Genomic DNA, 22,376 nt, shown 5'->3' with positions numbered 1-22,376 from the left:
AAATTAGTTCTATGTTAAGCAACTTCGAGAGTTGATTTGAGCGTTTCACGAACAGTCATGGCTTGTTTCAAGAATTCTTCTGAAGTTGAGATGTAATCAACAGCGAAGTCTTTACTTGGCTCATTTTTGTTGATTTGCAAGATTTGTTCTTTGATATTTCCGCCAAATTCGCTTTCAAAATGTTTATCAAATTCAGAAATAATACCGTGTTGCGTACTGCAATTGATATTTTTATCGAGCAATAATGCTTTTGCTGTATTTACTTGTGATTGATACGCATAGTAGATAGCATCTGCGTAACGGCTTTCGTTGAAAGCTTCTTTTGCCCACTCGATTTTTTCTTCTGATTCGTAGAAAAGCGTAGCTACCAAGTCAATGATTACACTCGCACACTCGCCAACACCAATTTCTGTTTGGAAAATTTCATCACGTCCCCAATCAACAAAATCTGTATCAACCAAAGTTGTCAAATCGGCTAAAGGCTTCAATAAAGCATAGAAATATTTTTCGCCTTGACGGTCGTAATAGTCATTGAAATATTCTCCTTCTAAGCCATTTGCTTCGTAGTCATTTAATACGGTGCGAAGTAATTGTGGGCCTCTTTTGCTCGGCACTTTGATTACTTTATCAGCGATTCTTCCACCACCATTTCCAGTTGTACCACCGCCGAGCAATACTTGCAAAGCTGGTAATACTTTTCCTGCTGATTTTAATGAGCTACCATGAAAACCAATGTGAGCCATACTGTGCTGGCCACAGGCATTCATACAACCCGAAATCTTGATTTGCATATTATTTTCCTCAATCAATTCAGGAAAATCTTCTTTCATTACTTTCTCCAATTCAAGAGAAATGCTCGTACTATCTGAAATTGCTAAATTACAAGTGTCGGTTCCTGGGCAAGCCGTTATGTTTACGATGCTATTAGCACCTGGAGCAGCTAAATTGTGTTCACTTAAAATGTCAAATACGGCAACGAGGTTTTCGGCTTTTACAAAACGAAGCAATAGGCCTTGGTTTACTGTTACACGAACATCATCGGCTACTAAACCTTCGAGCTTTTCGATTAAGCTACGAGAAACAGTACTTGAGATATTTCCCAAAGGAACTCGTACGAAAACGCCGTAATAACCAGTTTGTTTTTGGGCAAAAGCGTTGGTTTTAAACCAATTCTGAAACTCAACGCTATCTTTTGTGCTAATTGCTGAGTCAATTCCTGCTTCTGGTTCTGACTTTTCAGTATTGATTTTATAGGTTTTTACTTTCAAAGAAAGTTTTTCTTCTTCCACTAACTCCATGAAAGCCTCGAAACCAATTTTAGCAATTAAGAATTTCAAGCGAGCTTTGTGGCGAGAGTTTCTTTCTCCATAACGGTCGAAAACCCTCAAAACGGCTTCGATGAAAGGGATTATTGCATCTTCTTCGATAAATTCATACGCCAAATGAGCTAATTGTGGTTGAGCACCTAAGCCACCACCCAACATCACTTTGAAACCACGAACACCATCTTTGATTTTTGGAATAAATCCTAAATCGTGCATGTAGCTGAGTGCTGTGTCATCGTCAGTATTCGAGAATGACATTTTGAATTTACGACCCATTTCTTGACAAACTGGGTTACGTAAGAAGTATTCAAAAGTAGCGTGTACATAAGGCGTAATATCGAATGGCTCATTTGGGTCGATGCCCGAAGTAGGAGAGCCTGTGATATTTCTTACGGTATTACCGCAAGCTTCACGCAAGGTGATATTATCTTGTTCAAGTTTCGCCCACAGTTCTGGAGCTTTGTCAAGACTCACGAAGTGAATCTGAACATCTTGTCGAGTCGTAAAGTGTAGATTTCCAGTTGAATATTCGTCAGAAATATCGGCAATTCGTTTCCACTGCTTGAGCGTCATTTTACCATAAGGTAATTTGATGCGAATCATCTGAACTCCCTGCTGGCGTTGGCCATAAACTCCACGTGCCAATCTCAAACTACGGAATTTTTCTTCGTGGATTTTACCCTCACGAAACATTCTAATTTTACGCTCTAAATCTATGATGTCTTTTTCGACTAAAGGATTCTCTAACTCTGTTCGAAAGCTTTGCATATCTATCTAAGTATTTTTAATACACAAATATATATTAAGTCTATGATAGTTATAGACTTAATGGGTATTTATTTTTTGAAAATATTTGATAAGTACAATTTTATCGAAAATATGTATAAAAAAATAGCGTAGTACAAGTTTCTAACTTGTTTGTAAGGGAAGTAAGCAAGTTAGAAACTTGCTCTACAATTTTTAACTATATTTTATAAGATTTTCCTTCTTCAGCTAAAAAGGTATTTTCAAATACTTCTTTAGCTTCGATGAGATGAGAATCAAGGGTTTTGTATCGAGAAGAATAATGGCCAATAATTAATTGTTTGGCATTAGTTTGTTGGGCAATCATGGCTGCTTGGCGAGCCGTTGAATGATTGGTTTGTTCAGCTCTTTTTAGTTCGGAATCAGTAAAAGTTGCTTCGTGATAAATGCCATCAACGTTTTGTAACTGATTGATTTTTAGTTCATTGTATGCGGTATCCGAACAGTAGGCAAATGATTTCGAAGTACCACCTGCGATGGTGTAATCTTCGTTTTTATAAGTGATTCCGCTTAATTCATCATAAATATCAAGTCCATCTTTTAGCATCTTTAAGTATGGAATTGGAAAATTTGCAGGAAGGTTTTCTGCAACAATTTTTCTCTTACAAGCTTTTGAGCGAAACAAAAAACCACAACACGGAATACGGTGGTGAAGCGGAATAGTTTCAACCGTAACTAAATTTGTTTCGAGTAAATGATAAACGTTTTCGGTGTCGGTTTCTACAAAATTGATTTTATAATGTAGGCGAGTATCAGAGTGCTTGAATTGAGCCGTTAGGATTTCGTCGAGCCCACGAGGAGCAAAAATCGTTAGGTCTTCTTTGCGTTGGTTCATACTCCAACTCGAAAGAAGACCAACCAATCCAAAATAATGGTCGCCGTGAAGGTGGCTTATAAAAATATGTCGAATTCTTGAAGATTTGATTTTTTGTTCGAGTAAACGATACTGCGTACCTTCTCCACAATCAATCAAGAAAGATTCGTTTTCGATTGATAACAAAAAAGCTGAGGGGTGTCGATTTACAACAGGAGTCGCCGAGCCAGTACCTAAAACTAAAAAATCAAAATTCATAAATTGGTTATTTGTTACTGGAAAATTAGTGATTGGAAAATTGGTGTGAGTATTTATAACCAGTAACCGCACGGGCAGTCCCGCAGTTTTCCAATTTCCAGTAACTATAAATTAGAATTTTCCTTCTGTGAAACCGTTGTCTTCGCCTAAATCGAACTCGTCGTCGTTTTCTTCACGGAAATCGTTTTCTAAATCGTTCATAAATACTGCATCGATTCCTTCATCAACTGTTGGCAACAAAACAATCTCTGGGATTTTTTCACCATCAATGAGGTCGAGAATATCGTCATCTTTCGTACAAACAATAAAAAGACCTTGCTCAGTGCGGCAAACACGGGTTGCTTTTCGGAGAAGAGAAAGGCCCGTCTCGTCAATTTCTAAAACTTTTGAGAAGTCAACAATCATATTTGTTAGCCCCTCACGATACAAAACAACAATCTGTTTTTCAATTTCGCCAGTAATTGATTTGTCGAATTTGCTCTCGTTTAATTGAATAAGGGCGTAGTGTTCGGTTTTCTCAACAGAGTAACTCATAAGTGATGATAGCTTTTTATTTTTTGCAAATTTAAGCCAAAAATTTATTTTTAGATGCCAGTCGAAATATTATTTCGTGAATTTATGGCCAGATGATTTGAATTTAAGAAACAAATTTGTCGAGAATGACATCGACTAACTTATTTACAGAACGAATTTTCTTGGCAATTGTTTTGCCTATTGTTGGCCTGTTGGGGTCTTCAAAGCCGTAAGCTGGCGTAATCTTAGAAAGTTTTTTGTGAGAATAATTATTTAATTTTTCTCGATAATCGCTCGGGAAAGCTCTGTCACGATAGTTAATCGAATAGAGTTTTTCGTTTGATTTTAGTTGATTGATATTTCTTTCTGGTATATTCCAATATCCAATATTTACACCAGCTTCTTTCAGAATGTGCACTCCATCAAACATCGCAGGGACATGCTCCAGCCAAAGTTGGTCAGCATTGAGTCCTTTGCACATATCCTTAAAACCTTTTTGACGAGTATTGTTTCCCCACCATTTTAAGAATTTGGTGGTTTCCTCCGATTTTTTTAGGCCAATAAAACCTGAATGGTAGATTCCCGAATTAAGAATTTGCTTTTCGTCTGGGTGAGCATTAGCAAATAATAATTGTGGTGTAATAATGATATTTGATTGATTCAGAATGTCGGTAACAAATGAAATTGATTGAAAAACAACAGTAGTGCAATCAATGAAAATTAATTTTTCTGTTTTTTGGAGAAAATATGCTGCAAAAAAAGGCTTACAATCAGCTACAATTTCTTCGTGTGTGTAACGCACAGACATTTCTTCAAAACCACTGATATTGAGTGAGTTAACTTCAGTAATAGGGTAAGGACATTGAATAAAACTCGGAATGTTAGATTCTTTATCAACTAAACCAATTTGAAAATCATAGTCAGGATGATGAGTTTTCACGGAGTCGCCCAAAACAATGGCATTTGCCAATTGATTGATGGAACAAACGGTAAATATGAGCATATTTATGTTGAGTCTAAAGAACCAGTTAATTAGGTAATAATTGTTTTTCTAAAAGAGTACTTATAACCGTTTCAACAGGAATTTCAGCACTTGCACCCTCAGTATTTCTAATAATAATAGCATTTTCGCCTGTTTTATATTGTCCAGAGTATGGAATGTGATTTATAAAATTAGCTAACTTTCCAATCATTATCACACCAAAAGTGCCTACGGCATTGGCTAAATGAGCAGGACCACTGTCAATACCAATAAACAACTTAGCTCTACGAATCACTTCGGCGGTTTCTAAAATGCTAAGTTTGCCACACAGATTGATATAACGCTCTGAGTTAATGTTTAAATCGCTCGATAAACCAATTTCAATAATTTTTGCATCAGTATTCTGGATAAGAAATTCAATAAACTTCTCCCACTTACTTTTATCCCAATTCCTACTATTTTGTGCAGATTGACAATGTACTACAATAAATTTTACTGGCAATGATAGCGTATCGACCTTTTCTATTTCTTTCTTAGAAATATGTAACTGAGGTGATTGATTGGTAGTTGGAAAACCAGCAATTTTTTGCTGAACATTCAGTAAATTGCCATGAAAATAATAATTATGAATCGTTATGTCTTTTGTGTTAGCGACAAGGTTTTCTACATAAATATTACAAGTTTCGCAGAAACTATTATTTCTAAATTGAAGGTTGTATGTCGTATCAAAAATACCTGAGTTTATCAAAAGGCGACGATGGTTGGCACAGAAATCATCAATTATTGTATCAATATTTGGGTTATGAACTACTAATTCTTTAAAAATAGGCTTTACAATCCAAAGAATAATATCGTTAGGATGGGTCTCTCTGATTTGTCGGGCGAGTGGTTCGCTGGCTACAATATCCCCAAATTGTTGAGTCAGAATAATGGCTGTAACCTTTTTATTTAAAATTTTTTTTTGAATGTAAATCTTGGAAAAATCAACAAGAAAACGAAAATACACATTGAGAATGTGTGTGTATTTTTTATATCTGTGCAACCAAAGTACTATGAATTTTTGCATAAATAGTAAAAATCAAGATTCGAATATCTGTGCTAATTTTTCCAAGGGAAGTTTTAAGTACTTTCTAACTCTTACAAGTCTTTTAACTTTTTTAGGTTTTATATAATCACATTTGAAGTTTTTCCAGTAAAGCTCGTTGTTTGTCAATAATTTATTTTTGTAAAGTTCAAAAAGTGGAACTATATCTGGGCGATGCTCAAAATCAATCCTGTTTTGATATTTAGATACTTCCTGAGGTTTGGCAATTAAATATCCGCTGTAATGGAAAAACTGTAAGCGGATATTTTCGTTAATAAACCATTTTTCATTTTTTAGCGAACAAACTCTTTCGTGCAGATTCCAATAAGCAACATTATATCCTAAGTGTTTGTCAATTAATACTTTCTCGAAAAATGCGGGAAAGAATTCTGCCCAGTGTTGGTCAACAAAAAGGCCATTACATAAATCAATTTTACATTCTTCGTAGAGTTTCTTGCACCACCAATCAATCATTCGGGCAGCACTTTCAGAACGTTTAATGGCCACAAAACCAAAATTAAATACTCCAGTATTCACTACATCTTCTTCATTTTGCCATTTATCGTCATTGTAGGGAGTAGTTATGTGTGGAGTTACTACTATATTATATTCTACTAAATTGCTTGTTAGGTGACTTAGTTTGTCAAAAACAATAATGTCAGGGTCGAAATAGATGATATTTGTAATGTCTGGTCTATTTTTTAAAAAATAATCAAAATAATAGGGTTTTACTGCAGTATTTAACTCGGTAATATCATAGCGGTCACACATTCCTGCAAAATCTGGAATGTTTATTTTATCTACTTCAAGTAATTGATAATCAGGTAGTTTTGATTTGTCAATGTCTTTTGTGTCGAGTTTGTCTACCAAACCAATGATATATTCAAAATCAGGATTTTGTTCACGCAAAGAATCTCCGAGCGTATGAGCTTGGGCTAAATAATTGACCGAACAAAGTGTAAATATAAGTGTCATATAATGTAGGGTGAGCATTCTGCTCGCCGAAATATCTCCGTTTGTAAGAAAAGAATGGGTTTAAACCAAAAAGTTTTATCAGAAAGACCCCAGTAAACTTTCAATTTTCATTACCGAATTTTCAAAACTATACTTATTCAAAACTTTATCTTTGGCTTTTTGTCCAAGTTGCTTGGCATAAGATTGATTTAGAAATAATTTAATAATACTCGAAGCCATAGAGAATGTATTCAAATACGGCACAATTATTCCAGCATCTTCTTCAATAAACTCTCTACAACCACCAGTTTTATCGAAACCAATCATAGTTTTTTGAGCCAGTGCGGCTTCGAGCATCACGAGAGGGAATGGGTCTTCTCTCGAAACTATCGTAAAAATATCCAAACAGTTTATCAATTCAACCGCATCGGGCGTTTGTTCGATAAACGTTATTTTATCTGCGATTCCCATTTTGGCAATATCGTATGAAATTTGCTCATAATAATCGCCTTCTTTTTTTACACCAATCCAAACGAAATGACAATTTTCATTGCTTGTATTGAGAATTTGGTTAATTACTTGTAAGAAAACATCAATACCTTTTCTCCATTCAGCGTTTCCGCATCCACCAATCAAAAAACCAGTTTCTGGAAGATTATATTTTTGTTTAATTGATTGATTATCAGTTGCTTCAATTCGATTTAGGATAGCCTCATTATCAACAAATGAATGAATAACTTCAATCTTTCGAGCTGAAACTAAATACTTTTCTATGATATTTTCGGACACTGCCTGTGAGCAAGCAATAATTTTTGTGGCATAGCTAAATAAAAATTTTCTGTCTGCTGCTTGCGAGTAAAGTTGTATCGAAAACTCTAATTCGTGAATGTGAGCCAATAATGGAGCCTTTACATATTCGGTCAGTTTTGGTAAAACATGAGCCGAGGCAATGGTATTGGCATAGATATAGTCGAAATTTGCGTTTTGAAGGTTTTCCAAAAGTTGCTGAGTTGCATTTGAGTCATTTTGGCTCTTGACAAGTTTAGAAATTGCTTTTTTGATGCCTTTTTTCTGAGGGTTTGTATTTGGCCAAAAATGATTTGTACAGATTTCGGCAAAATCATTTTCAAGAACCCCACCTCCAAGCAATAAAAGTTGCATTTCTACACCTTTTTGCTTCAAATACTTCATGACATTCAGCAAAAAAAGTTGAGCCCCAGCTCGGTTTGCATCATGACTTACAAATAAAATTTTCATGATACTGTTTGATTTAATACTTTTTTCTCAATGAGCATAATCAAGATATGTATGACTTTGATGTGAATCTCTTGAATACGGTCGGCATAACCAAAATGAGGTACTCTAATTTCTACATCGGCCAAGCCTGCCAGTTTTCCACCATCTTTTCCAGAAAAAATCACTACTTTCATGCCTTTTTCACGAGCAGCTTGGGTGGCATTAATAATATTTTTGGAGTTTCCACTTGTACTAATCCCTAAAAGTACATCGCCTTCATTTCCTAAACCTTCGATGAATCTTGAAAAAATATAGTCGAAACCATAGTCATTTCCTACGCAAGAAATATGGCTTGGGTCAGAAATGGCAATTGCCGCCAATGATTTACGGTTATCTCGGTAGCGTCCAGAAAGTTCTTCGGCAAAGTGCATGGCATCACAATGCGAGCCACCATTGCCACAGGAGATAATTTTCTTGCCATTTTTGATGGCATCGGCCATCAAATCAGCAACCTTTTCAATATTATTTATATTTTCTTCCGAACTCATAAAATCATTCAGCACTTTTTGGGCTTCTTGAAGTTCGGCTAAAATTTCTTTATAGTTTGTCATTTTTTTAATCAAAAATTGAGTCCCATTTGCTAATTTGGTTTTGAATATCAAACTCTAAGGCTCTATTTCTTAGTTTTTCTTTGTCAATAACCAATGTTTTATTTTGTGTAGCAATCATCGCTTCGGCCAAATCTTTTGGGTTGAAGCTGTCAACACTTTTTCCCATTCCTTCTTGCACAAATTCTGAAATCCCGCCTGAGTTATAGCCCACAATTGGCTTACCGAGATAGGCAGCTTCCATCATTACTAAAGGAAAAGGGTCTTCTTTGGCGGTCAGAACAAAGCCATCTGCTATATTTAGATAATCATAATATTCGTCAGATTTTTCACCAATTTCGATAAAATTTAGTTTTTCAAGCTTAGTTCTTTGGCGAATGTAGTGCAAAACTCCCGTTTGTTTAACACTTCCCAGCCACGCAATATAGGTGTTTGCGGGTAAAAACTCAAATAAATCGCAGACCGTATCATAGCCTTTTCTTAGATTCATCGAGCCAGACATTACCCAAACAAAAGCATTAGTTGGAATATTGAGTTTTTGACGAATAGTTTCGGCAGAGGTTTTTAATTGAATGGTTTGTGTATCAATAAACGAGTGTAGTAGGAGCGTATTTTGATAGCCCATTTCTTTTACTCGCTTTTCTACTATTGACGAACAACAAATAATTCTATCTGCATTATCGAACATGAATTTAAATTCATCGTATCGGATTTCGTCATAAATACTCACCAATTCATGCACGTGGAGGTCGTAAGGAACTTGAAGTTTTACCGCCAATTTGGCAAATTGTGGCATTGTGAGGGTATTCAAATACCAACGGTCGGCTTTTATTTGTTTTTGTATATCAATTAGCTTTTTTTCCTCGGGAGTAATCTTGAAGATTTTATGATAAATTCCTTCATAGATTTGATACACAAATCCTCGTTTGGAAGTATTTACAAAAGTTTGTTCGGCGGTTGAGTGATTGGCAAATAATTCTCCATTCTGACGAGTATAAATTGCTGTTTTTATCTTTCCTGAAAGACGTTTCAGTAAATACCAAAGTAGCATTTCCGAACCTGTTCGTCCGCCCGTGGGAGTGATAAAAAGAACTAATTTTTTACTCATTAGATATGGTTATTTGTTTTTGGGAAATTAGTTACTGATTTATTTGGGAATCTGTTATTGGATATGGGATATTATTTTGACTAATAACTAATTTTCCAATAATTATTTACTAATCTTATAAAATGTTGGTTTTTTAAGTAAAATATTCCAAAAATATTTAGAGAAAACGCCAATCATGTGAGCAAATTTCTTTTGATTTTCGAGTTCTGAAAATGGATTTTTGAAATTTATTGCATTTGAAACAATTTTCATCAAGAAAAAAGTTGGTACCCAAAGCCAATAGTGAAGCATCAATAAAAAATAGTGTAATGCTCCAAACTGTTTCCGAATCCAGACTAAATTAGAAAGCTGAATTTGGTGGTCAAAACGATTGAAATAGGTGTAATTTTGGGCTTCATCGTAGCGTTCGGGCTTACTTCCCCATTCTTCGTGAATGATATTACAATCTTTGAAAACTAATAATTTACCGAGTTTGCTAAGTCTATAACCCCATTCGGTATCTTCACCATATAAGAAAAATTCCTCATCTAATCCTCCGGTCTTTTCAAAGCCTTCTCGTCTTACCATTAAAAATGCTGCTGCAATATAATCAACTTGCTCGGGGTCTTGGTATTCTGTTTGTCGAATAAGTGAATTTAGAACACTTCGAAATTTAGGTGGAACTATCCAAAAATCACGTCTAAATGTAAAAGTATGATAAAACGTACGAGGATTTAAATCAGGGTAAACTTGATAAGCACCACCTGCAATAGCATCTGGCCGTGCCTCAAGTCGAGCGACACAAGTATCAATTACTGGTTCATATAATTTTGTGTCAGAATTGAGTAGAAGCAAGTATTTTCCATTCGAAATTCTCATTCCTGCGTTATTTGCACGGGCAAAACCTGCGTTATAATTCATTGATAACCAGATAGTTTCGGGAAAGAATGATTTAATATAACCTTCATCGTCTCCTTTTGAAGCATTATCGACAACTATTACTTCGTAGCTAACTTTTGTAGTAAATTGTTTGATTGTTTTGATACACTCAACAATTAATTCGGGCGTACGGTAATTGACAATTATGATAGAAACTGTTACCAAATGAAACTTAGATTTAAGTGTTTACTCAAAGATTTTCGTTGATGATACTCGCAATACGTTCGACATCTTCCAATGCTAAATCGTAATAAAGAGGCAAAGATAATGCTCTTTGTGCAATGTTCTCAGAAATTGGGCAAGGATTATAAAAATCTAAGTAAGGTAATTGGTTGAGAGATGGATAAAAATATCTTCTTGGGGTAATTTCGTGTTGTTTGAGAGCCTCAGTAACCTGCAAAAGTTTAACTTCCGACTCCAGTATGACTGGGTAGTAAGCATAATTATATTCAAAGCCTTCAATCTCATTGCTTGGGCGTTGGAGTTTTTCCCAATTCAATAGTTCATCATATTTTTCTGAAATAACCCTACGATTATTGATAATATCGGCAACTTTCGGCAAATTACACAAACCCATGGCAGCATGAAACTCAGAGTTTTTTGCATTGATTCCCATCATGTAATAGTCATCATTTTTATGCCCAAAACTGCGGTATAATTCCAGTTTTTTATTCAGGTCAGCATTATTACTTACCACACATCCACCTTCTATACTATGAAAAACTTTTGTAGCATGAAAACTGCACGTGGTAATATCTCCAAAAGATAGCACAGATTTGCCTTTGTAGGTAGCTCCAAATCCGTGTGCTCCGTCGTAAATGACTTTCAGATTATGTTTTTGGGCAATAGCTTCGATTTTTTCAACATCACATGGGCGACCGTAAACGTGCGTAGCCATAATTGCCGAGGTTTTTTCAGTAATGGCAGCTTCAATTAAATCAGCATTGATGTTGAAAGTTTTTGGTTCGATATCAACAAAAACTGGCTGGAGGCTTTCCCACAAAATTGAAGTTGTTGTTGCACAGTAGGAGAAAGGCGTAGTGATGATTTCGCCTGTTAGGTTTAATGCCTTGAGTGCAATTTGAATCGCTATTGTGCCGTTTCCTACAAAAAGTAGATTTTCAACGTTTAAATATTCTTTTAACTGACCTTCTAATTTTCTAACCAAGGGCCCATTATTGGTAAGCCACGTGTTGTCCCAAATACCTTTGATAATTTCTTGGTATTCTTCAATCGGAGGTAAAAAAGATTTTGTTACGTTTATAGCCACTTTAAAATGCCAATAAAGGCTGTAAAAATTTGTTGATTACTAATAATTCTGATTCCTGACTGCAATTAAATCAAACCATCCATTTTCCATGTTTGTACTGGAATGTTGATTGGTCTAACTGCTCCTGGCCATTTACCATACCAGTTTGTGCCCTCACGCCAATCGGCCACATCGAAGCTAATTGCATCTTCCATAAAGAAAATTGGGTCAGCTGTATCTTTCACAATCATAACAGAAATGTAGTAGGAGCCATCATTCAAGAAATTTCCCGGAATTTCGAGCATTCCTTTGATAAGACCCTTCGAGAAAGTTTTAGCTTGGCTACCTACATTAAACACACATTCGCCAGTCATGTTATACAAAAACATACTCAGATTCAAATGTGCGGATTCGAGCATATTCCAAAACTCGATATTCACTTTGAGCGGTGTACGAACATCAATGTTTTTGCTTCCATTGATAAATTCTGGCACAACTTCAATATTCTTGATTCTTACTTGGTCAGTTCCTGGGGCTTCTTCGGGCGTTTCCCAATTTTGTTGTAATTGGAATTTAGAAATACTCGTCATGTAATCATGCAGTACCTCGCCAACTTCACCGTACTTTATTAAATTCCCTTTTTGCAAGAATGCTGCTTTATTACAAAGTCCTTGAATAGCGGTTGCATTATGGCTCACAAATAAAATGGTTCGACCACTACTCGAAACATCTTTCATTTTGCCGAGACATTTCTTCTGAAATTCAGAGTCACCAACGGCCAAAACTTCATCAACGATTAAAATTTCGGGTTCAAGATGAGCCGCAATCGCAAAGCCCAAACGCACATACATACCTGATGAGTAGCGTTTTACGGGTGTATCTAAAAATTTCTCGATACCTGCAAAACTTACGATTTCATCAAACTGGCTTCTGATTTCGTGTTGTTTCATCCCCAAAATCGCACCGTTTAGAAAAATATTCTCACGGCCAGTTAATTCGGGGTGAAAGCCAGTGCCAACTTCCAATAAACTCGCCATTCGGCCATTTACTTTTACTTGTCCGCTGGTTGGCTCAGTAATTCGACTTAAAATTTTGAGCAAAGTAGATTTTCCTGCACCATTCGAGCCAACGATTCCGATACGGTCGCCTTGCTCAATATCAAAACTCACATTTCTTAAAGCCCAGAAAACCTCTTTTGTTTCTTCTTCATCTTTTGAAGTAAATAACTCAGTAAAAAATCCAGAAACGCTTTCTTTCAGATTTTGGTATTTCTTCTTTTTATGACTTAGAATATACTTCTTTGAAATATTTTCAATCGAAATTGCTTTCATTTATTATTTACAAAAAAGCCATTGCTTAAATGACCTTTGCGATAATTGTTACAAATTTATTATGAACTTCTGTTTGAAAAACTAATAAAAATCATGTTTTGAAAAATAATTCTCAATTTAGATTTTTATAGGTGGTCAACGAATGAGTTTTCGTTTTTACGGAAAAACCAGATTGAGAACAATACTGAAATAGCTACGAAAATGAGCATCGGGATAAAACTCTGCCAATTAAATTCTGCGAAGTCTCCCAATAGGCACCAACGCAATCCGTCAATCGTGCCAGCTACTGGATTCAGATTATAAATCGGATACCACCATTCATTGCGTACTCGCTCACTTGAGTATGCAACTGGTGAAATAAAGTAACCAAATTGAACTACAAAAGGAATGATTTGAGCAATATCACGATATTTTACATTCAATACCGAAGCGAAAAGTCCTGCACCAAATGCTCCTAAATATGCTAAAAACAAAAATATAGGAGCAAAAATAATGTGCCAGCTTGGAATAAATTGGTAGTAAATGCAAAACACAAAGAACATTGCAAATGCAATCATTGCATCGAGTAAACCAACTAAAAGCGAGCTAAATGGTATGATTATTCTCGGGAAATATACTTTTGAAACTAAGTTTCCGTTTCCAACAATACTATTACTAATTTGTGAAAGTGATTGTGAGAAAAATAGCCAAATAATAACTCCAGGTATTACAACAAGCATATAAGGAATACTTGAATCTTGCTCCAACTTGGCAATTTTGCCGAAGGCAAAAACCATAACCATAGCAGTCATTAATGGCCTGATTACTCCCCAAGCTACGCCCAAAACTGTTTGTTTGTAGCGAACCATCACATCACGTTTGCCCAGAATCCAAAATAATTCTCTCTGACGCCAAACTTCTCTCCAATAATGTAAGGCAGATTTTCCTGCTTTTATTACTACTTCGTTGTCTTTATCCATTTATCAATAATCCTCAAAGAAAAGGCAAAACTAAAATTTAAAGTCAATCAAATTCACTTATTAGTTCATTAACTCTTTATATGATTTTCTCATAATAATGAAAACTAAACACAAGAAGAAACCAACAAGTGCTCCTTTTTGGGTGTTACCGCCAATTGTATAGGTGCGTTGAGTCAGTGGCAATCGGACTGGTTGTAATACCGTAAAGAGTGGAGTTTGATTGATTAATTGCATTTTTATTTGTTCAACTGCAGCTAATTGTTGATAATACTGGGTCGAAACATAACTATTGCTACGATTTAACTGCATTGTTCTCATTGGAGCTGTTGGGTCAACAGCATTTTGATTTTGAAATTGTGCATTAGCTAACTGACGGTCAGTTGAACTTAATTTTCCTTCTAATTCTCTTAAGCGAACCATCTGAATATCGTAGATATCTCTGGTTTTTCGAGTTCGTACTTCAATATAAAATTCTTCAAGAGTTTTTAATAATGTTTCTAACCAAACTTTTGTTAAAAATTCACTATTTGTTGTAGCTGACAAAACCATGATAGACCCCATTTTGTCAAGAGATTGAAGAGAGGTCTGGGCTTCAAGTTTTTCGTATATAGTTGATAGCAAAATGTTTTCTTCTTTCGTAAAATCGTTTGGTGACTTTGGCTTAAAACGGTATTTTATCGCTTTTAAATTAGGTTCGTGAAGTAAATCTCCTCCCCATTCTTTTTTTGCAATATCACTACTATCTTTATAAAAATTGATAAATAGAGTTTTTTTTCCGCCTATGAGTACTTCTTTCATTAAAGCTCTTTCATAAAGAGTTTTTGATGAAATTAATAATCCAAAGTTGCCTCCACTGAATAAATCGTTTGAAGTTGCACCACCACCAATTCCAAATGCACCTGCCAGGCCGCCTAAACCACCTAAACCCATTTGTTGGCCACCACCTGATTCTAAATTAAATTGGATTTCTCCTGTATAATCAGTGTCTTTTAACTCTTTGACATCAAGCAAGATACTAATGAGTGTACCGAGAGCAATACTAATTAAAAGTAATCTCCACTCATTACCAATAAGTTTGAAGACACCTATTACTTTTTTAATTAAATCTTTGGTGTTAATTTGCTCTTCTTGTATTGTTTGATATTCTGCCATTTTACTTTTCAATTTTAATTTACAACAATATTCAATTATTTAGATAACTGAAAAATAGCCAATACACTTAAAAACGCTGTCATTGTACCTGCAATGGTAGAAAACAAGCCTTGTACTTGGGCAACCTGTTGTTGAGCTGTAATTGTTTTTTGTGGAATGATAATCTCTGAGCCTGGAGCAACTTTAGGATAGATATTGACAAACAAAACTCTACGAGTTCTATCCACCGAGCCATTGGCATATAAAATATATGATTTACTTCTCAATGATTTTTTTGTAAATCCACCCGCATTTGAAATATAATTGATAAAGCTTTTATCGTCCAAATATTTAATAGTTGTTGGATATAGAACTTCTCCTTGTACACGAACAGTTTCGAGGCGTTTTGGAATTCTGATAATATCTCCATCTTGCAAAACCATATCTTCATTTGAGCCTGGATTTTGCATGATTTTAATCAAATTAATACCGATTGATGATACTGTTGTTGCATTAACATCTTCAACTTGTACAGCCTGATTTCCTCTAACACTATTGGTAATTTCTGTAATTGCTTTACGACGTTGAGCAATTTCAATTTCACTTAATTGAATTTGACGTACCAAAGTAGCTCCTTCTAAATATGCTTGTGGACTTAAACCCCCAGCTCTCTCAATCAAATCTGATATTTTTTCAGTTTTGCTTTTGATACCGTAAGTAGCAGGGAAAATTACTTCACCTTGAATTTCGGCGAATGTTTGTTCGATATAATTTGGTGAACGACGAATAAAAATTTCATCAAATGGGTATAAAACGAATTTATTACCTGTTTGGTCAACTTTTAGGTCGGCGTTGATATTGAAAGTGTAAGTATCCGAAATTTGAGCATTAGCCGATGTTGGGTCAACATTTCTTTTGCGACGAACAACTTCAACTCTTGATAACGATGCCGACTCTGATAAACCACCTGCTTTTACCAATACATCTTCGATGGTCATATTTCTCAAGAATGGCATTTCAATTCCATCAACAGCTGCTGGATTATTCAATGCTCCCTGAATACGCACATAAGCTGGTTCGGTCAAATCAAAGATGGATGGGATTGTGATTACATCTTCACGTTTCAATACGACATCTGCTGCTTTACCTTTAACTATATCATCATAATTGACCGAAATATTTTCAACAATCATATCTTCACGAGTACGGATGATTGAAATTCTACCAATTAATGCTTCTCCTTTCAATCCTTCAGCCGATTTGATTAATTGTGAAAGTGTTGGACTGGTTTCTAATGAATATTCACCTGGACGGAAAATAGCTCCATTTACTGCAACCATGTTTTCAAAACGTTCTAAAACTCTTTCAATTACAACTGAGTCGCCAGATTGCATTTTGAAAGTTGGGAAATCAGCTTCCAATACATCTAACAGTTTTCTTTCACGAGCTGTATTTCTATATACTTTTAAACGATGATGATACGCATAAGGTGCGAATCCACCCGCATATTCAATTAGTTTACTAAGTTTTTCATCTTCCAATAGTTCAAATAAGCCTTCTCTTTTGGTATTGCCTTTTACTGCCACTCGTGAAGTGTAAGGTAATACTTGAATAATATCTTGGTCTTGAAGAATGATATTATTCTTCGTAAAACCATTCATCAATAAATCATAAATATCAAAAGTAGATACAATTCTGTTATTTCTGATGATATTTATTTTTCTGTATGTACCTACTTCATTCGGTCCTCCACAAGCATATAAGGCATTTTGAACTGTCGATAAAGAAGAAAGCGTGTATGTGCCTGGGGCAATCACTTCGCCAGTAACTGTAACTTTTATACTACGTATATTTCCTAATGAAACATTTAGGAAAGTATTTGCGGGAAAGCCAGAATATGGATTTAATCCAATATAAATTTTCGATAAACGACTTTTAAGTCTTTCCTTAGCTTGTTCGATGGTCGAACCAGCCATATAAATCAATCCAACTTTATCTAAAGTAATGTACCCATCAGCTGAAATAATAGGTTTGTACATCACTTGTGAGTAACCATAGATATCTATCAAAAGTTGGTCGTTAGGACCGAGTACATAATTGCTTGGGGTCGCTATGTTGATAGCTGGAGTTGGGTCGAATTTTACAGTATTGAAGAGATTGTATCCAAAGATTCTTCTTCTAAGTGTAGCTTTAGCTGCGTCTTGTTCTGTTTCTTGTTCACGGATAATTCTTAACGAATCTTCCTTATTAATAGCTCTTTGGTCAGCTGGGTTGGCCTGTACATTTCTTGCTGCATTTCCATCGTTTGGATTTAAAGCTCGATTTTTTGCAGGAAGTGGCATATTTGGAGTAGCTTGATTTCCATTGCCATTTCCAGTATTTGCAGGTACACCAGTTGGAATGTTGGTTGGGAGATTAGTAGGAATGGCTGTTGGGCCGGTAGGAGTAGCAACAGGATTTTGTCCAAATGTTTTGCTAAAAATCAGTATAAAAAGCGTAAATTTGAAAAAAAATTGTGAAAAACTATTCTTGCTTAATTTCATATCAATAACGTTATTTGTCAAAAGACTTTCTCTTTGGTTATTTTGGGAAACGAAAAAGTTATGCAAAGTAACACAAGATTTTTTATTTTGTTGCTGTTTCATGTTAAGTATGTATTAAAAAGAACTTTGAATTGCAAAGTAAATAATAAAACCCCAAACTACAAAATATTCTAAGAAAAAATGGCTGAGATTAAAGAAGCAACTTATAACGAAGACAGTATTCGCTCACTTGACTGGAAAGAACATATCCGTTTACGCCCTGGTATGTATATCGGTAAATTAGGCGATGGCTCGGCAGCGGATGATGGAATTTATGTTTTGCTTAAAGAAGTAATGGACAATTGCATTGACGAATATGCAATGGGTTATGGTAAATCAATCGAAATAAAACTCGATGAAGGTAGGGTAGAGGTGCGTGACTATGGTCGAGGGATTCCGCTCGGGAAAGTGGTTGATGTAGTTTCAAAAATTAATACTGGAGCAAAATATGATAGCAAAGCCTTCCAAAAAGCTGTTGGTTTGAATGGTGTTGGTACGAAAGCAGTGAATGCTCTATCGACATACTTTAAAGTTCAGGCTTTCCGTGAAGGTAAATCGAAATGGGCGGAGTTTAACAAAGGTGAACTTACCAAAGAGTCAGAAATGATGGATTCTGACCAAAAAAATGGTACTCATGTAATTTTTGAGCCAGATAATTCGGTTTTCAAGAACTACCATTATATCCCACAGTTTGTTGAAGCAATGATTTGGAATTATTGCTACCTCAATGCTGGTCTGACGATTGTTTTCAATAAACAAAAGTACATTTCACAAAATGGACTTTTGGATTTATTAAGAAGAAAAACTGACGAAGATTCTTTACGTTATCCAATTATTCACTTAAAAGGTGAAGATATTGAGGTGGCACTTTCGCATGGCAATCAGTATGGTGAAGAATATTATTCATTCGTCAATGGCCAAAATACTACGCAAGGAGGTACGCACCTTTCTGGTTTTAAAGAAGCGTTGGTTCGTACGATTCGTGAACACTTCGGTAAAGATTATGCTCCCGAAGATATTCGTCAGTCGGTCATTGGTGCAATCTCGATTCGTGTGCAAGAACCCGTTTTTGAGTCTCAAACCAAAACTAAGCTTGGTTCGGCTACGATTTCACCTGAACCCAATTCTCCAACGGTCAGAACTTTTATCAGTGATTTCTTGAAAGAGAAGTTGGATAATTATCTGCACATGAATTTGGCGGTGAAGGAGGCCATCAAGAAAAGAATTGAGCAGTCAGAGCGTGAACGTAAAGAATTGGCAGGTGTAAGGAAATTAGCTAATGAAAGAGCCAAAAAAGCCAATTTGCATAATAAAAAATTGAGAGATTGTCGTTTTCACTTAGATGATGAGAAAAACGAGAAGCGATTTGATACGGTAATGTTTATCACTGAAGGTGACTCTGCGAGTGGTTCTATCACCAAAGCACGCAATCCTGAACTTCAAGCGGTGTTTAGTTTGCGTGGAAAACCATTGAATAGTTTCGGACTTACTAAAAAAATCGTTTACGAAAACGAAGAGTTTAATTTGCTTCAACACGCTCTCAATATCGAAAATGGTTTAGAGGATTTACGCTACAATAAAATCATTATTGCTACCGATGCAGACGTTGACGGAATGCACATTAGATTGTTATTGCTTACATTTTTCTTACAGTTCTTCCCCGATTTAGTGCGTGAAGGACATTTATACATTCTCGAAACTCCATTGTTTAGGGTAAGAAATAAAAAAGAAACGATTTATTGCTACTCGGAAGAAGAACGCCAAAAAGCAATTTCAAAACTTTCACCAAAACCAGAAATTACACGTTTCAAGGGTTTGGGAGAAATTTCACCGAACGAATTTGAAAACTTTATTGGAGAAAATATTCGTCTTGAACCTGTGATTTTGGAAAAAGAATCGTCAATTCCGAAAATTTTGAGCTATTATATGGGTAAGAATACCCCAGAGCGTCAGAAATTTATCATCGAAAATCTTCGAGTTGAAAAGGATGAAATTGATGAAGTTTTGGCTGAGGTATTAGATATTAAATAATGTTGGTTTGTTATGAAAACTCAACCCTTGTATTTTGAAATACGGTGGTTGAGTTTTTCTTTTTATTTAGTTTGAATATGGGGTGATTATAACCCTTTTCTACAATTCAAACACTGTAATTGAGCTTGAAAGAAGAATTTAAAATTTAATGATTTTTTTAACAATGTTCGGCATTTATTCTTTATTGTTATATTCCAAAGGATAAATTTTTGTGACACTTTAACTGTTCAATTATACCATTTGATAAGTCAGCTTCAAGAAATACAGGCATCGGCTTAATTTCGGTAATTTAAAACCGATTTTAGCTTTTATGTCATGAAGAAAAGTTTCCTTTGTTTTTTCTTTCTTTTCATTGGGTTTGCCAGTTTTGCCCAATGCCCTTTCAATAACTCTCCAACATTTGGTGGTACAGCTAATAATGATGCAAGTAATCTTGTGCTTGGCACTCGCTCTATCTTGTATGAATCAATGTGGGCAGGCGATTACTACGAAATCAATAATATTCAAGCGGGAGCGAAGTACAGATTTGATTTTTGTGATGCCACTTATGATACGTATATGACGTTATTTCCCAAAAACTCAACAACGCAGATTGCGTTTAATGATAATTTTTGTGGAACGGGCGGAACAAGGTCTCAAATTGAATATACTTTTCCAACTGGGGGTTCTTACAGGATTCAATTAAATGAAAAATTAGGTGGAAATAACTGTACATCCAATGGTACAAATACCCCTCTTTATGTAACGCTCATTTCAGCACCACAAGTGGAATCTTCGGTTTCGTCTATTACGAATGTTTCTGCTTCGACGACCAATGCGACTTCAATAAGTTTTACCGTCACTTTTTCGGCTGCGATTACAGGATTGACAAGTAGTAATTTTAGTTTATCAACAACGGGCGTTTCTGGTGCATCAATAAGTTCGGTTTCAGGTTCGGGTACGACATGGACCGTTGTTGTTAATTCGGGAACTGGAAATGGGACAATAAAGCTAAATTTATTGAATGATACGGGTTTGACCCCCGCATTATCGAACGAACCATTTACAACTGGTGCTACTTATACGATTGATAAATCTCCACCCACACTAACCATTACGAGTACGGCGAGCAATCCGACCAAAAATTCTCCGATTCCTGTTACTTTTACTTTTAATGAAATTGTAACAGGATTTGTGGACACCGATGTAAGTGTTACTAATGGAGTTTTAGGTAGTTTTTCGGGTAGTGGGTTGATTTATACAGCCGCAATTACGCCAAATTCAAATGGAGCAGTAGGTGTTGACGTAATTGGAAATCGGTATGCAGATTTAGCGGGTAATTCAAATACCAATTCATCTATTTTTTCAATTCAGTTTGATAATATACCCCCGACGGTTTCGAGCATTGTAAGGAATAATCCGACGAGCCAGAATACGAATGCACCAAGTGTAGTTTTTGGCGTAAGTTTTTCTGAAACCGTAACAGGGGTTGATGTTTCTGATTTTAGTTTAGCAACTACGGGCAATGTTTCAGGGAATATTGCCAATGTGACGTTTCAAAGTAGCATTTATTTGGTTACTGTAAATAATATATCAGGAGCAGGAACGCTAAAGTTAAACTTGAATGGTTCTGGTACAGGAATAACTGATATTGCTACAAATGCAATTAATGCAGGGTTTACGAGTGGCGAAATTTACAGCTTTGGCAATGCACCAAGTTTTGTTTTGGCAAGTCCACAGATATTGACAGTTTGTCAAAATTCGTCAGCAATAGCAATCAATAATTTACTGGCGGTTACTGATATTGATAATGGACAAACGTTAACTTGGTCTATTCAGAGTAGCCCACAGAAGGGAGTTCTTACAGGTTTTCCTTTTTCGAGTATAACAAATGGTGGAAGTATAAGCCCGACAGGACTGACCTATACGCCAAATAATAATCAGACTGGAAGTGATTCTTTCACAATCAGGGTATCTGATGGTACAAATACAGTTGATATGGTGGTGAATGTGGGAATTACTTCCTTACCAAGCATCACTATTAATCAGCCTTTGACAGTATGTGCAGGAAATGCCATTAATTTAACTTCATCGGTTGGGAATAGTTATTCATGGAGTGGTCCGAATAGTTTTAGTTCAAGTTTGCAAAATCCAATTATTTCCAATGCAAGTAGCTTAAATACAGGCACTTACAGTTTAGTAGTAGCCACAAACGGATGTAGTGCCAGTGCCACAACGAGTGTGACTGTAAATCCCTTACCAAACATCACTATTAATCAGCCTTTGACAGTATGTGCAGGAAACGCCATTAATTTAACTTCATCGGTTGGCGATAGTTATTTATGGAGTGGGCCGAATGGCTTTAGTTCAAGTTTACAAAATCCAATCATTTCAAATGCAAGTAGTTCAAATACAGGAACTTACAGTTTAGTAGTAGCCACAAATGGATGCAGTGCCAGTGCCACGACAAGTGTGACTGTAAATCCCTTACCAAACATCACTATTAATCA

At 35.7% G+C, this 22,376-nt stretch carries 17 protein-coding genes; 2 read left to right on the top strand and 15 right to left on the bottom strand.

Annotation, left to right across the window (positions count from 1 at the left end; all coding sequences use genetic code 11):
• Positions 1 to 14: 14 nt before the first annotated feature.
• From IEX65_RS10240 to IEX65_RS10170, 15 genes are all read right to left on the bottom strand, one after another.
• The gene (locus tag IEX65_RS10240) at positions 15 to 2,093 is read right to left on the bottom strand and encodes a ferredoxin-like domain-containing protein (protein ID WP_188765968.1); all 2,079 of its coding nucleotides are present in this window, start codon (positions 2,091 to 2,093) and stop codon (positions 15 to 17) included.
• A 196-nt stretch (positions 2,094 to 2,289) separates the two neighbouring features.
• Positions 2,290 to 3,201 carry a ribonuclease Z gene (locus tag IEX65_RS10235; protein WP_188765967.1) on the bottom strand — a complete coding sequence of 304 codons (912 nt, stop codon included), beginning with the start codon at positions 3,199 to 3,201 and terminating at the stop codon, positions 2,290 to 2,292.
• A gap of 111 nt (positions 3,202 to 3,312) precedes the next feature.
• The gene (locus IEX65_RS10230; protein WP_188765966.1) at positions 3,313 to 3,735 is read right to left on the bottom strand and encodes an STAS domain-containing protein; all 423 of its coding nucleotides are present in this window, start codon (positions 3,733 to 3,735) and stop codon (positions 3,313 to 3,315) included.
• 103 nt (positions 3,736 to 3,838) lie between these two features.
• Positions 3,839 to 4,717 (bottom strand): hypothetical protein, encoded by an 879-nt coding sequence (locus tag IEX65_RS10225; protein WP_188765965.1) that lies wholly within the window; start codon positions 4,715 to 4,717, stop codon positions 3,839 to 3,841.
• A 25-nt stretch (positions 4,718 to 4,742) separates the two neighbouring features.
• Entirely contained in the window at positions 4,743 to 5,762 is a 1,020-nt protein-coding gene (locus tag IEX65_RS10220) for a glycosyltransferase family 9 protein (protein ID WP_188765964.1), read from the bottom strand.
• Between the two features lie 12 nt (positions 5,763 to 5,774).
• On the bottom strand, positions 5,775 to 6,755 hold the full coding sequence (locus IEX65_RS10215; RefSeq protein WP_188765963.1) for a glycosyltransferase: 981 nt from the start codon (positions 6,753 to 6,755) through the stop codon (positions 5,775 to 5,777).
• Positions 6,756 to 6,833: 78 nt separating this feature from the next.
• Positions 6,834 to 7,991, bottom strand: coding sequence for a glycosyltransferase family 4 protein (locus IEX65_RS10210; RefSeq protein WP_188765962.1), 1,158 nt, complete (start codon positions 7,989 to 7,991; stop codon positions 6,834 to 6,836).
• Positions 7,988 to 8,581: a D-sedoheptulose 7-phosphate isomerase gene (gene lpcA, locus IEX65_RS10205; RefSeq protein ID WP_188765961.1), complete on the bottom strand. Its 594-nt coding sequence runs from the start codon at positions 8,579 to 8,581 to the stop codon at positions 7,988 to 7,990. Before lpcA ends, IEX65_RS10210 begins: the two co-directional genes overlap by 4 nt.
• Positions 8,582 to 8,585: 4 nt before the next feature.
• Complete coding sequence (locus IEX65_RS10200; RefSeq protein WP_188765960.1) at positions 8,586 to 9,686, bottom strand: glycosyltransferase family 4 protein; 1,101 nt, start codon at positions 9,684 to 9,686, stop codon at positions 8,586 to 8,588.
• A gap of 102 nt (positions 9,687 to 9,788) precedes the next feature.
• Positions 9,789 to 10,769, bottom strand: coding sequence for a glycosyltransferase family 2 protein (locus IEX65_RS10195; protein ID WP_188765959.1), 981 nt, complete (start codon positions 10,767 to 10,769; stop codon positions 9,789 to 9,791).
• 25 nt (positions 10,770 to 10,794) lie between these two features.
• Positions 10,795 to 11,874: a DegT/DnrJ/EryC1/StrS family aminotransferase gene (locus IEX65_RS10190; RefSeq protein ID WP_188765958.1), complete on the bottom strand. Its 1,080-nt coding sequence runs from the start codon at positions 11,872 to 11,874 to the stop codon at positions 10,795 to 10,797.
• A gap of 65 nt (positions 11,875 to 11,939) precedes the next feature.
• On the bottom strand, positions 11,940 to 13,184 hold the full coding sequence (locus IEX65_RS10185) for an ABC transporter ATP-binding protein (protein WP_188765957.1): 1,245 nt from the start codon (positions 13,182 to 13,184) through the stop codon (positions 11,940 to 11,942).
• Between the two features lie 125 nt (positions 13,185 to 13,309).
• A complete protein-coding gene (locus IEX65_RS10180; RefSeq protein ID WP_188765956.1) occupies positions 13,310 to 14,143 on the bottom strand; it encodes an ABC transporter permease in 834 nt (277 codons plus the stop codon).
• Between the two features lie 60 nt (positions 14,144 to 14,203).
• On the bottom strand, positions 14,204 to 15,295 hold the full coding sequence (locus IEX65_RS10175) for a hypothetical protein (protein ID WP_188765955.1): 1,092 nt from the start codon (positions 15,293 to 15,295) through the stop codon (positions 14,204 to 14,206).
• A gap of 35 nt (positions 15,296 to 15,330) precedes the next feature.
• A complete protein-coding gene (locus IEX65_RS10170) occupies positions 15,331 to 17,817 on the bottom strand; it encodes a polysaccharide biosynthesis/export family protein (protein WP_188765954.1) in 2,487 nt (828 codons plus the stop codon).
• Positions 17,818 to 17,997: 180 nt separating this feature from the next.
• Here IEX65_RS10170 and IEX65_RS10165 point away from each other — a divergent pair, with 180 nt between their 5' ends.
• Together IEX65_RS10165 and IEX65_RS10160 are read left to right on the top strand one after the other, a co-directional pair.
• Positions 17,998 to 19,887: a DNA topoisomerase IV subunit B gene (locus IEX65_RS10165; RefSeq protein ID WP_188765953.1), complete on the top strand. Its 1,890-nt coding sequence runs from the start codon at positions 17,998 to 18,000 to the stop codon at positions 19,885 to 19,887.
• Positions 19,888 to 20,202: 315 nt separating this feature from the next.
• Positions 20,203 to 22,376: Ig-like domain-containing protein (locus IEX65_RS10160; RefSeq protein ID WP_229250615.1), on the top strand; the 2,174-nt coding region annotated here is incomplete at its 3' end.

The sequence above is a fragment of the Emticicia aquatilis genome (genome assembly GCF_014644295.1).
GTDB lineage: Bacteria > Bacteroidota > Bacteroidia > Cytophagales > Spirosomataceae > Emticicia > Emticicia aquatilis.
The sequence above is the reverse complement of the archived record's forward strand: the minus strand, read 5'-3'. Positions and strand labels throughout refer to the sequence as shown.

Coding starts and splice junctions, on each gene's coding strand:
- IEX65_RS10225 (WP_188765965.1), bottom strand. CDS start 4,717: ATGCTCATATTTACCGTTTGTTCCATCAATCAATTGGCAAATGCCATT.
- IEX65_RS10170 (WP_188765954.1), bottom strand. CDS start 17,817: ATGAAATTAAGCAAGAATAGTTTTTCACAATTTTTTTTCAAATTTACG.
- IEX65_RS10200 (WP_188765960.1), bottom strand. CDS start 9,686: ATGAGTAAAAAATTAGTTCTTTTTATCACTCCCACGGGCGGACGAACA.
- IEX65_RS10215 (WP_188765963.1), bottom strand. CDS start 6,755: ATGACACTTATATTTACACTTTGTTCGGTCAATTATTTAGCCCAAGCT.
- IEX65_RS10185 (WP_188765957.1), bottom strand. CDS start 13,184: ATGAAAGCAATTTCGATTGAAAATATTTCAAAGAAGTATATTCTAAGT.
- IEX65_RS10235 (WP_188765967.1), bottom strand. CDS start 3,201: ATGAATTTTGATTTTTTAGTTTTAGGTACTGGCTCGGCGACTCCTGTT.
- IEX65_RS10220 (WP_188765964.1), bottom strand. CDS start 5,762: ATGCAAAAATTCATAGTACTTTGGTTGCACAGATATAAAAAATACACA.
- IEX65_RS10180 (WP_188765956.1), bottom strand. CDS start 14,143: ATGGATAAAGACAACGAAGTAGTAATAAAAGCAGGAAAATCTGCCTTA.
- IEX65_RS10165 (WP_188765953.1), top strand. CDS start 17,998: ATGGCTGAGATTAAAGAAGCAACTTATAACGAAGACAGTATTCGCTCA.
- IEX65_RS10210 (WP_188765962.1), bottom strand. CDS start 7,991: ATGAAAATTTTATTTGTAAGTCATGATGCAAACCGAGCTGGGGCTCAA.
- IEX65_RS10230 (WP_188765966.1), bottom strand. CDS start 3,735: ATGAGTTACTCTGTTGAGAAAACCGAACACTACGCCCTTATTCAATTA.
- IEX65_RS10175 (WP_188765955.1), bottom strand. CDS start 15,295: ATGGCAGAATATCAAACAATACAAGAAGAGCAAATTAACACCAAAGAT.
- IEX65_RS10240 (WP_188765968.1), bottom strand. CDS start 2,093: ATGCAAAGCTTTCGAACAGAGTTAGAGAATCCTTTAGTCGAAAAAGAC.
- lpcA (WP_188765961.1), bottom strand. CDS start 8,581: ATGACAAACTATAAAGAAATTTTAGCCGAACTTCAAGAAGCCCAAAAA.